Origin of the sequence: Palleronia sp., assembly GCF_042089775.1 — a bacterium.
In the GTDB taxonomy this organism is placed as follows: domain Bacteria; phylum Pseudomonadota; class Alphaproteobacteria; order Rhodobacterales; family Rhodobacteraceae; genus Palleronia.
On the sequence record NZ_JBELKF010000019.1, the window covers coordinates 41,396 to 52,483 of the forward strand.

Sequence of the window (11,088 nt, forward strand, 5' to 3'; positions counted from 1 at the left end):
AAATGTGAACAAAATGCAGATCTTCGCAGCTTCCCTCTGCGGAAAAAGGCTTCATAATCGAGCCGGTAGATAATGATCCAAGTTGTTCACAGGGGAGGACTGCGATGAGCAGCGATACGTCCAAGCTCTCGCGCCGGAACGTGCTTCTGGGCACCGCGCTTGCCGGTGCCGCGACCGCGATCGGCCAGGATGTCGATGCAGCGCCCGCCGCGCCCGAGGCCGCCTCTGACGATCCCCGCCGCGTGGTCCTGAAAGACACGCCGCACACCCGCGCCTATTACGCGCTGGCCCGCAACAGCTAACGGAGGCCACGATGCTCAAGCGCAAATCCGCCCGTACGACCCGGTCGCGTGGCCCCGTCACGATCGCCCCCGCCACAGACACCGGCCTGTCCCGCCGCGGATTCTTGCAGGCCTCCGGCGTCGCAGGCCTCGGCCTTGCCGCCGTGTCTGGCACGCGTCGCACGGCCCAAGCGCAGGTGACTGCCCAGGAGGCATCCGTCCTGCCCGAGTTCAAGAAGACCATCTGCCAGTTCTGCTCGGTCGGGTGTTCAATGTGGGCCGAGGTCGAGAACGGCGTCTGGGTCGGGCAGGAGCCCGCCTTTGAAAGCCCCATCAACCAGGGCACCCACTGCGCCAAGGGCGCGGCGATGCGCGAAATCTCGTTGGGTGAGCGCCGCCTGAAATACCCGATGAAGCGGGTAGGCGGCGAATGGACGCGGATCTCATGGGATCAGGCGATCAGCGAGATCAGCGAAAAGCTCGTGGACATCCGGGACGAGTACGGCCCCGATTCCGCCTATTGGCTGGGCTCGGCGAAGTTCTCGAACGAGCAGGCATATCTCTTCCGCAAGTTCGCCGCCTACTGGGGCACGAACAACGTCGACCACCAGGCGCGGATCTGTCACTCGACCACCGTTGCGGGGGTGGCCAACACGTTCGGCTACGGCGCGATGACGAACACGTTCAACGACATCCGCAACGCCAAGTCGATCATCATCATCGGCGGCAACCCGGCCGAGGCGCACCCCGTCTCGATGCTGCACGTCCTGAACGGGCGCGAGAACGGCGCCAAGATGATCGTCGTCGATCCGCGCTTCACGCGCACCGCCGCGCATGCCGACGAGTATGTCCGCATCCGTCCCGGCTCGGATATCGGTTTCATCTGGGGGCTCGTGCGCGAGATCTTCCAGAATGGCTGGCAGGATCAGGAGTATCTCGACCAGCGGGTCTGGAACATCGAGGCCGTCATCGAAGAGGCCGAGAAGTGGACCCCGGAAGAGGTCGAGCATGTCTGCGGCATACCACCCGAGCAGACCCGCGAAGTTGCCCGCATGCTGGCCGAGAATCGGCCCGGTACGCTGGTGTGGTGCATGGGTCTGACCCAGCACACGATCGGCTCGTCCAACACCCGCGCCGCCTCGATCCTGCAGCTTGTCCTCGGCAACATCGGCAAGGAAGGCGGCGGCGCCAACATTTTCCGCGGTCACGACAACGTGCAGGGCGCGACCGACCTTGGCGTCGCGGTGGACAGCCTGCCCGCCTATTATGGCCTGCAGGAAGGCGCGTGGCGGCACTGGTGCCGGGTCTGGGACACCGACTACCAGTACATTCGTGACAAGTTCGTCTCGAAGGACCTCATGGAAACGGCCGGGATGCCCCTGTCGCGCTACATGGATGCGATCAACGAGAATCCCGAAAGCCTCGACCAGCCGAACCCCGTGCGCGCCATGATGTTCTGGGGCCACGCGGCGAACTCGATCGCGCGGGGGCCGGACCAGATGAAGGCGCTGGATACGGTGGACCTTCTGTGCGTGATCGACCCGCACCCCACGCAGGTCGCGATCATGACGAGCAAGCAGGACAACGTGTATCTGCTGCCCGCCGCGACCACGGCGGAATGCGACGGCTCGGTCACGAACTCCAACCGGTCGGTGCAATGGCGCGACAAGGTGTTCGAGCCGCTGTTCGAGTCCAAGACCGACTACGAGATCACGTATCGGCTGGCCAAGGCGCTTGGTTTTGCCGACGAGATGTTCAAGCACATCGACGTCGTCGACAACAATCCGCAGGCCGAAAGCATCCTGGCCGAGGTCAACCGCGGCACCTGGACCATCGGCTATACGGGGCAGAGCGCCGAGAAGCTGAAGCGCCACATGCAGTACCAGGAGATGTTCGACGGCACGACGCTGCTGGGCAAGCCCGGCAGCCCGGTCGAGGGCGAATACTACTGCTACCCCTGGCCCGCCTGGGGCACGCCCGAGTTCAACCATCCCGGCACGCCCATCCTTTATCAGGTGGACAAGCCGGTGGCGCAGGGCGGGTTGCCGTTCCGCGCCCGCTGGGGCGTCGAGTGGGAGGGCAACAACCTCCTGGCCGAGGACAGCTACACCGTCGGCTCCGATATCGAGGACGGCTATCCTGAGATGACGCTCGGGATGTTGCACGCATTGGGCTACGCGAATGAGCTGACGGCCAAAGAGCGGCTGATGATCGCCATGGTCGGCGCCGACGCGTTCGACTGGGATCTGTTCAACATCTCCGAAGAGGACGCGCAGGCGCGCATAGACAGCTTGACCCTGCGGGACCTCGCAAGCGCCGACAACGGCGAGGAGTCGGATATAGACGGATCGTGGCAGGGTGGTCAGGGCGGCCGCGCCAAGGAGCCCTCGCAAGAGATCGCCCAGAGGTATTCGGCCTACCCGCGGGACGCCATCATCGCGATCCAGGAGTACATCAGAAACAACGAGGAGGTGCCCGAGGGCCAGCCCAAGGGCATCCGCGCCAAGATCGAGGCCGTGAACTGGAAGATCGACCTGTCGGGCGGCATCCAGCGGGTCGCGATCGCGCACGGCCTCGCGCCATATGGCAACGGCAAGGCCCGCGGCTATGTCTGGAACTTCCCCGACCCTGTGCCGCTCCACCGCGAGCCGCTCTATACGAACCGTCGGGACCTGCTGCCCAAGTATGCAACCTATGCCGATCGCCGTCTGTGGCGTCTGCCGGTCAAGTACGCCTCGATCCAGGAGCAGGACTTCTCGAACGAGTATCCGATGATCCTGACGTCGGGCCGGCTCGTCGAGTACGAGGGAGGCGGTGACGAAACGCGGTCGAACAAGTGGCTGGCCGAATTCCAGCAGGAGATGTTCGCCGAGTTGAACCCGGTCGACGCGGCCGCCGCAGGAATCTCCACCGGCGATCAGATGTGGGTCGAGACGCCCGAGGGGCGGGTGAATGTCGCCGCGCTCGTGACGCCACGCGTGGGGCCGGGCACGGTGTTCATGCCGTTCCACTTCGCCGGCTTCTTCATGGGCGAGGATCTGACCGACCGCTACCCTGAAGGCACCGCCCCGGTCGTCGCCGGCGAGGCCGCGAACACGGCCTGGACCTACGGCTATGACGTGATCACCCAGATGCAGGAAACCAAGGCAACCCTGTGCCGGATTCAGCAGGCCTGAGGAGCAGACAATGGCACGCGTAAAATTCCTCTGCGACACCGACCGCTGCATCGAATGCAACGCCTGTTCGACCTCGTGCAAGAACGAGCACGAGGTTCCGTGGGGCATGGTCCGCCGTCGGGTCGTCACCATCAACGACGGCGCACCCGGCGAAAAATCCATCGCGATCAGCTGCATGCACTGCACTGACGCGCCTTGCGTGGCGGTCTGCCCGACAAGCACGCTCTATCAGACCGATATCGGCGTGGTGCTGCACAACAAGGACAATTGCATCGGCTGCGGCTACTGCTTCTACGCCTGCCCCTTCGGCGCGCCGCAGTTCCCGCGGGCCACGTTGTTCGGGTCGCGCGGGATCATGGACAAGTGCACCTATTGCGCCGGTGGCCCCGAAGAGAACGGGTCCGAGGCCGAGTTCCGCAAGTACGGCCGGAACCGGATCGCCGAAGGGAAGCTGCCGATCTGCGCCGAGGTCTGCTCGACCCGCGCGCTTCTGGCCGGCGACGGCGAGGTGATCGGTGAGATCTACCGCGAGCGAGTGCTGTCACGCGGCTTCGGCTCGGGCGCGTGGGGCTGGGAGACGGCGTACTACCCGGAGGAGGCTTGAGATCATGACGATGACGCATGCCAGCGGAACCGAAGGCTCGTCACGCTCGGACACCCCGAGCTTCGCCGGCTACCGTATTGCGGGGGCCATCGTGGCGCTGATCCTCGCCCTTCTGCTTGTCGTTCAGATCTTCGAGATCTTCGACGGCGACGCGCGAACCGTCCCCGAGGTCCGGTGGGGCACGCCCCCGATCTCGGAGGTGCAGACGGGATTATCCGGCGTGCGGACGCAAGAGCTTATCCGTGAGCGCACGACGCTTCAGGCCCCGCGCGGCGAATTCGGCCCGAGCCCCGAGAACCCGCGGACCTTCCAAGTCGGTCCCGAGGTGCAACTGGGGACCGAAGAGATCGACACTCCGTCCGCGCTGCAGACGCAGGCCTGGTCCACGCCGTCCGAAGACGCCGTCGCGATGGCTCGCGGCTCGAACCATGTCGAGGGCATTTCGACCCTCCCCTACGTCGGGGCCGAGGTGTTCGAGCGGCCGTTCGCGCGTGACTGGCGGCTTGGCATGGCTGATATCGCGACCCATCTCGGGGCGCTCGCCATCCTCGGCTTCGCCTTTCTGCTTGCCGCGTTCCTTGCGATCCGCGGACGGGTTCCTATCTCGAGCGGCAAATCAGGGCGCAAGATCAAGCGCTTCGGCTTCCTTGAGCGGTTCACCCACTGGATGACGAGCGGCAGCTTCGTGATGCTCGCGCTGACGGGCATCGTCATCGCCTATGGGGACACGCTGATCCTTCCCTTCGGCAGCTACGTCCTGGGGCAGACCGGGTGGTTGGCGACCTGGGGGCACATGATGTTCTTCCCGCCCTTCGCCCTTGGCGTCCTGGTGATGTTCGTGATGTGGATTCGCGATACCCTGCCGTCGAAATTGGACCTCAAGTGGCTGAAGCAGGGTGGCGGGTTGTTTTCGGACGAGGTGCACCCCTCGGCGCGCAGGTTCAACGCGGGTCAGAAGCTGATCTTCTGGACGGTGGTGCTGGGCGGGGGCGTCCTGATCCTCTCGGGCATCAACCTCATGTTCCCGTTCTTCTGGTTGAGCATCAACGGCATGGGATGGGTGATGCTCGTCCATGCCATCACGGCGGTTCTGATGATCGCCGTGATGCTCGGCCATATCTATATCGGTTCGGTCGGGATGCAGGGCTCGTTCTGGGCAATGTGGACCGGCGACGTGGACCGAAACCTGGCCGCCGAACACCATGATCTCTGGCTGAAGGAGATCGATGCGAAGAGGGGACCTGCGGAATGACGTCGTTCTTATCCGGCATTGCCGTCGCCGTCGTGCTGGCGGTCGTCATGCTCGCGGGGATGGAGACGCTCTATATCCCCACCGAGAAGAGGTATGACGCGGCCAATCTGCACCTGAACGAGCATATGGTCGAAGCCACCGTGGGAAACGAGGTAGCCGCCCAAGATTAAGCTCGGGCAGGCGGTAAGGCGGCGGTGGCGTTTGGTCTCCGCCGCCCGCGGGTAGCGGTCGGAGTGGGCCGGACTCGGTGTGTGCGCGCGGATCAAGACCGGGTTTCATGGGCAGTCGAACGCTGGCTTGGAAAGCATATTGGTGGACGGCGCTCGGTGTCATTCTGACGACCGAAGATCTCGCCTGTCGTTTCGCTCACGACCCCTGCGGCCCGCAGGCCACGACAGATCGCGCTCGGCAGCCACGAGACGCGCCCCCACCAAGAGACGGTCCAAGCCGAGTGGTGCGCCAGCGCCGGCTTCAGGCACTGGTTCCATGCGCCGCCGATTTGATCGAGGTGGTGGGAGGCCCGCTCGAGGCATCGTCGACGCAAGTCCGAACAAGCACCGGATCGATCTGGTGTGATCAGGGTCCAGGCGCCAGTCGTGACGTTTCGATGCTTGGATAACGCGACGAACCTAACCGGAGGTTAACGTCGGAACAACGTCTTGATGGCTGCGGCGTGCCCCTCGGGTGCGCTCAACGCGTCGGCCGCCAGTTCGGTCGCCGCGGCCTCGGCATCCTCGGCGATGCGGTCCGCAAGGCCCCAGTTCAACGCCTCTGCGGCGCCGACCTTCGCTCCGCACATCAGCATCATCTTTGCGCGGCCAGGCCCGACGAGTGCGGCCAGGCGGCGCGGGTCCGAGGGTTGAGGCAGAAAGCCCAGCTTCATCACCGGATAGAAGAACTTGGCCCCCGGCACCGTTACGCGGCAGTCGCAAGCGAGCACCATGCCAAGCGCTCCGCCAGCGCAGGAGCCGTTGAGGGCCGCAAGCGTCAGGCCCGGAAAACTCGCGACCGCCGTCGAAACCTCTTCCCACAGGGGCGAAGTCGCGAGGCCCGCGCGCGCGGCGTCGAAATCCGCGCCGGCCGAGAACACCTTGCCAGCACCCGTCAGGATCAACGCCGGCCCCGTCGAGGCGCGAACCGCGTCGCGCACGGCCTCGAGCATATCCGCAGTCAGGGCATTGGCCTTCGCCGGCCGGTCGAGCACGATCCGCGTGAGGCCGGCCTCGTGCTCGATGCGCACTTCTTTCATCGGCGAACCCCCGTCTGCGCCCGGATCAGTGGATCAGCCCGAGCGTCCGGCGCACGCCCTCGTCCCGCAGCGACACCTCCTGACCACAAAGGTCATCGCCAGCGGGGCCTGCCATCCACACCAGGGCGCGCGCCGGCCATTCGGGGGGAATGTGGTCCTCCCACTCCAGTCGGCGCACCCGGTTGTCCACGCCCGAGCCCTTGATGACCTTCTGCATCTCCGTCGCAACTGTGCCCGGCGATAGACCCATGACGCGCAGTCCCTTGCCGCGCAGCTCCAGGTCGGCCGCTTCGGTCAGCATCTTCGCCCCCGCCTTCGACGCACAGTAGGCGGACCAGCCTTCGATAGGCGTGGTCGCGGCCCCGGACGAGATCGTGATGATCGTGCCCGCCCCTTGCGCCGTCATCACCGGCGCGGCGGCGCGCAGGCCGTGGAACGCACCCTTCAGGTTGATGTCGATGAGTTGCCCCCAAGCCTCGGGGTCGGCCTCGTCCACACGGGCAATCGGATCGATCACGCCGGCATTGTTGACCAGCACGTCGAGCCGGCCAAAAGCCTCGATCACGGCATCGACGGCGGCGCTGATCTCCCAGAAGCGGACGATATCGCAGGTGATCGCTATCGCGCGGTTCGAACCCAATTCCGCGGCGAGCGTAGCGATCTCGTCCTTTGATCGTGCGATCAGCCCGACATGGGCGCCGGCCTCGGCAAAGGCACGTGCCGCTGCTGCGCCAATACCGCGGCTCGCCCCCGTGATCAGCACCACCTTGCCTGCCATATCGCCCATACCGGTCCCCCGTTTGCCCGCGACAGCTTAGGCCCGCAGGATAGACTGTCTAGCGCGAGACTTGACAGGGGGCCGTGTCAGGCCATCGTTTGCCTGTCTTTGCAAGCGCTTCCCGAAAGGACACCCCTCATGCGCCGCGATCTTCGCTTCGCCGCACCCATCGCGTTTTTCGCCCTGCCGGTGCAGGCTGAGGTCACGCCCGATGCGCTTTGGTCCCATTGGCAGTCGGGCGAGGGGGCGCTGACCGCCACCGGGGAGGCCGCGCCGGCCGAGGGTGATGCGCTCAGGATTGCGGACGCCACCGTGGGGATCGGGACGCTGTCCGCAGAGATCGGCGAGATGACGTTGTCGCCCGACGGCGAAGGAACCCGGATCGCGCTGCCCGATACGTGGGTGGTGGAGAGCGGCGAGTTGACGGCGGCCATCACGGCGCCCGGAGCGACAATCTGGGCTTCCGGCGATCCGAATGCGCCAACCTACCACATCGAGGCGCCGACGCTGGCGGCCCCCATCGTGGGGACGGGGCAACCGATGTCGGTTGCGATCGACGAACTGTCCGGCGCGTTGGCGAGTGACCGGCTGGACCTGTCCGCGGCCAGCCTGGCGGTCGCGGGCGAGGCGACCGAGGGGTTGTCGGCCTTCTCTGCCATGCGCAACGACCTGTCCGTCGAGCTTGACGGACCGCTCGACGCGATAGCCGACCTGGTCCAGGGCCTCTCGACCCCGGATCTGACCCTGACCGTCGAGGCAGATTCAAGCACCCAAAGCTTGACCCCACGTGACGATGTCGCCCCAACCGTGACGATCACGTCAGGCGAGACCCGCGACTCGGTCCGCGTGGTCGAGGGGGTGGCGACGCTGGAGCAGAGCCTTGCCGAAGTGCAGGTCGCCGCCGACGGACCGGAGGTGCCGCTTCCGGACGCCAGCGCCACCGCGGAAACGGTCGCGCTGCGGCTCGAGATCCCGGCAGAGGTTTCGGACGAGCCGAGCCCCGCCGAGCTTGAGCTCGACGTAAACGGCCTGACGGTGTCCGAGCAGGTCTGGCAGCTTTTCGATCCTGCCGCCGAACTGCCGCGCGAGCCGGCCGACCTTCGCCTCGCGCTCAGCGGGCAGATCCTGCGCCGCAGCCCGACGGAACTGTCGCCCGAGCGGCTTGCGCTGGACGAGCTGACGCTCACGGCGCTTGGGACCACGTTGACCGGCAGCGGGGCGATCCTGTTCCAGGAGGCCGGCGGCGACAGGCCCTACGGACGGCCGGTTGGGTCTTTGTCCTTCGTGCTGACCGGTGCGATGGGACTTCTGGACCAGCTCGACGCGCTTGGCACGATCTCGACCGGGAACCTTGTCGGGATGCGGATGGGCCTGGGCTTCTTCACGACGGAGGGCGAGGGGCCAGACGAGCTGCGCACCGACGTCAGTATCGGGCCGCAAGGCGGGGTCAACCTGAACGGCAACCGAGTCTTGACGCTGCCCTGATGGGGCGGCTTGGCAGTGCGGCGCCGCGATACTACCTGTGGCGGGCACAATACCTCAAGGACTTCCCATGACCGACAGCCTCGCCGAGCTTTCTGCCGCCCTTCTCGATGCCGCGAGACGGGCGGGGGCCGAGGCCGCCGACGCGATTGCAGTACGCGACGCCTCGCTGTCCATCGACGTGCGGAGCGGCACGCTCGAACAAGCCGAACGGTCCGAGGGCGTCGAAATCGGCCTGCGGGTCCTTCTGGGCCGGCGTCAGGCGTGCGTCTCTGCCTCGGATCTCACGCCTCGGACGATGGCCGAGATGGCGGAACGCGCCGTGGCCATGGCGCGCGAGGCGCCCGAGGACCCCGGCGCCGGCCTTGCCGACCCCTCTCAACTGGCCACCGACACCTCGGCCGCGGGGCTTGAGCTTGCCGATGACGCGGCAGAGCCGACGCCCGCACAGCTCGAGGATATGGCACGCGCCGCCGAGGCCGCCGCGCTGGGCGTGCCGGGCGTGTCGAGCACGCAGGGCGCAAGCTCGTCCTGGGGCGAGCGCGACATCCACCTTGCTGCCACCAACGGCTTCTCGGCGGGCTACCGGCGCACCGGGTCGTCGGTGTCCTGCGTCGCCATCTCGGGCGAAGGCCTGAAGATGGAGCGCGAGTACCACGGCGACAGCCGCACCCATGCCGCCGACCTGCCGGACCCGGCCGCGATCGGGCGCATCGCGGGCGAGCGTGCAGCGGCCATGGCCGGCCCACGGCGCGCCAAGACGGGGAGCTATCCCATCGTCTTCGACGAGCGGATCTCGGCCTCGCTGATCGGACACCTGCTGAGCGCGATCAACGGCAGCGCCATCGCCCGCGGCGCCTCCTGGGCGCGCGACCTGATGGACATGCCGGTCCTTCCCGACGCGCTGTCGCTGACCGAGGACCCGCATCGCGCCCGCGTGGCCGGCTCGCGCCCCTTCGACGCCGAGGGGCTGGCGACCCGCCCCCGCACCATCGTCGAGAACGGCATCCTGCGCAGCTGGACGCTGGACCTTGCGACAGCGCGCAAGCTGGGGCTGGAAAGCACCGCCAACGCCGCGCGCGGCTCCTCGGCGCCGCCGTCGCCCGGCCTGACGAACGTGACCCTGGCGCAAGGCGACCGCACGCGCGATGACCTGCTGCGCGAGATGGGGACGGGTCTTCTGGTCGCGTCCTTCATCGGCGCGACGATCAATCCAAACACGGGCGACTATTCGCGCGGCGCCTCCGGCTTCTGGGTCGAGGGCGGAGAGATCGCGTATCCGGTCAACGAGATCACGATCGCCGGCCACTTGCCGAACATGCTGCGCCGCCTGATCCCCGCAAACGACGCACGCGATCATCTGTCGCGGCGCGTGCCTTCGCTGCTGGTCGAAGGGATGACACTTGCCGGCGACTGACCTGCCCCTGCTGATCGACGCCGCCCGCACTGCCGGGGACATCGCGGTTCGTCATTGGCAGGGCGCACCCCAGACCTGGATGAAGGACGATGCGTCGCCCGTCTCGGCGGCCGATATCGAAGTGGACACAGCCCTTCGCGACGCCCTTCTCCAGGCGCGGCCGGATTACGGCTGGCTGTCCGAGGAAAGCCCCGAGGACCCGACCCGGCTGGAGCGGGAGGAATGCTTCATCCTCGACCCCATCGACGGGACCCGCGCCTTCCTGCGGGGCGAGGAAACGTGGGCGATTTCGCTTGCCGTGGTTTCGGGCGGAGAGCCGACGGCGGCGGTGGTCCACCTTCCGGCGCGCGGGCTGACCTATACCGCGACGCGCGAGGGGGCGTGGCTGAATGGCGATCCGGTCCGCGTTTCGGCGCGCCCCGATCCGGATGGGGCGCGTGTGCTTGCCAACAAGGCCTCCTTCGCGACCGAGCATTGGCGGCGGCTGCCGCAGTTCCAGCGCAGCTTCCGCCCGTCGGTCGCGTATCGGCTGGCCTGCCTGGCCCAGGGGCGCACCGACCTCATGCTGTCGCTGCGTCCGGCATGGGAATGGGACATCGCCGCCGGTGCGCTGATCGCCGCCTCTGCCGGGGCACGCGTCACGGACCGGCAGGGCCGGGCGCTGTCGTTCAACTCTCCGCAAAGGGCGAGCGACGGGATCGTGGCTGCGAACCCGACGTTGCACGCGAAGGTCCGGGACGCGCTGGCCTGACGCGGCTATCCGGACGCTAGCCCCTGTTGACAAAAGCGGACTTACGTAGGGCACCGGCCATGATTCAAGCCGGTATCTGCGATGGAGACCAGCTTGGC

At 66.8% G+C, this 11,088-nt stretch carries 10 protein-coding genes; 8 read left to right on the forward strand and 2 right to left on the reverse strand.

What is annotated here, in order from left to right; all coding sequences use genetic code 11:
* Positions 1–104: 104 nt before the first annotated feature.
* From ACFDS3_RS07295 to ACFDS3_RS07315, 5 genes are read left to right on the forward strand one after another with little or no spacing between them, the layout of a single operon-like run.
* Entirely contained in the window at positions 105–302 is a 198-nt protein-coding gene (locus tag ACFDS3_RS07295; protein WP_375261690.1) for a twin-arginine translocation signal domain-containing protein, read from the forward strand.
* 11 nt (positions 303–313) lie between these two features.
* Positions 314–3,457: a molybdopterin-dependent oxidoreductase gene (locus ACFDS3_RS07300; protein ID WP_375261691.1), complete on the forward strand. Its 3,144-nt coding sequence runs from the start codon at positions 314–316 to the stop codon at positions 3,455–3,457.
* Positions 3,458–3,467: 10 nt separating this feature from the next.
* Positions 3,468–4,061 (forward strand): formate dehydrogenase FDH3 subunit beta, encoded by a 594-nt coding sequence (gene fdh3B / locus ACFDS3_RS07305; protein WP_375261692.1) that lies wholly within the window; start codon positions 3,468–3,470, stop codon positions 4,059–4,061.
* Between the two features lie 4 nt (positions 4,062–4,065).
* Entirely contained in the window at positions 4,066–5,313 is a 1,248-nt protein-coding gene (locus ACFDS3_RS07310; RefSeq protein ID WP_375261693.1) for a formate dehydrogenase subunit gamma, read from the forward strand.
* Positions 5,310–5,483, forward strand: a complete 174-nt coding sequence (locus ACFDS3_RS07315) for a hypothetical protein (protein ID WP_375261694.1) — start codon at positions 5,310–5,312, stop codon at positions 5,481–5,483. Before ACFDS3_RS07310 ends, ACFDS3_RS07315 begins: the two co-directional genes overlap by 4 nt.
* A gap of 470 nt (positions 5,484–5,953) precedes the next feature.
* Here the strand turns inward: ACFDS3_RS07315 and ACFDS3_RS07320 are convergent, their stop codons facing one another.
* Positions 5,954–6,562 (reverse strand): enoyl-CoA hydratase/isomerase family protein, encoded by a 609-nt coding sequence (locus tag ACFDS3_RS07320; RefSeq protein ID WP_375261695.1) that lies wholly within the window; start codon positions 6,560–6,562, stop codon positions 5,954–5,956.
* Between the two features lie 25 nt (positions 6,563–6,587).
* On the reverse strand, positions 6,588–7,349 hold the full coding sequence (locus ACFDS3_RS07325) for an SDR family oxidoreductase (protein ID WP_375261696.1): 762 nt from the start codon (positions 7,347–7,349) through the stop codon (positions 6,588–6,590).
* A gap of 129 nt (positions 7,350–7,478) precedes the next feature.
* On the opposite strand from ACFDS3_RS07325, the gene ACFDS3_RS07330 reads away from it, so the two are divergent.
* The 3 genes from ACFDS3_RS07330 (at position 7,479) to ACFDS3_RS07340 (ending at position 10,990) form a co-directional block, all read left to right on the forward strand.
* On the forward strand, positions 7,479–8,825 hold the full coding sequence (locus ACFDS3_RS07330) for a DUF2125 domain-containing protein (protein WP_375261697.1): 1,347 nt from the start codon (positions 7,479–7,481) through the stop codon (positions 8,823–8,825).
* 67 nt (positions 8,826–8,892) lie between these two features.
* Complete coding sequence (locus ACFDS3_RS07335) at positions 8,893–10,239, forward strand: TldD/PmbA family protein (RefSeq protein ID WP_375261698.1); 1,347 nt, start codon at positions 8,893–8,895, stop codon at positions 10,237–10,239.
* On the forward strand, positions 10,226–10,990 hold the full coding sequence (locus ACFDS3_RS07340; RefSeq protein WP_375261699.1) for a 3'(2'),5'-bisphosphate nucleotidase CysQ: 765 nt from the start codon (positions 10,226–10,228) through the stop codon (positions 10,988–10,990). The genes ACFDS3_RS07335 and ACFDS3_RS07340 overlap by 14 nt, the downstream gene beginning before the upstream one ends.
* Positions 10,991–11,088 lie beyond the last annotated feature (98 nt).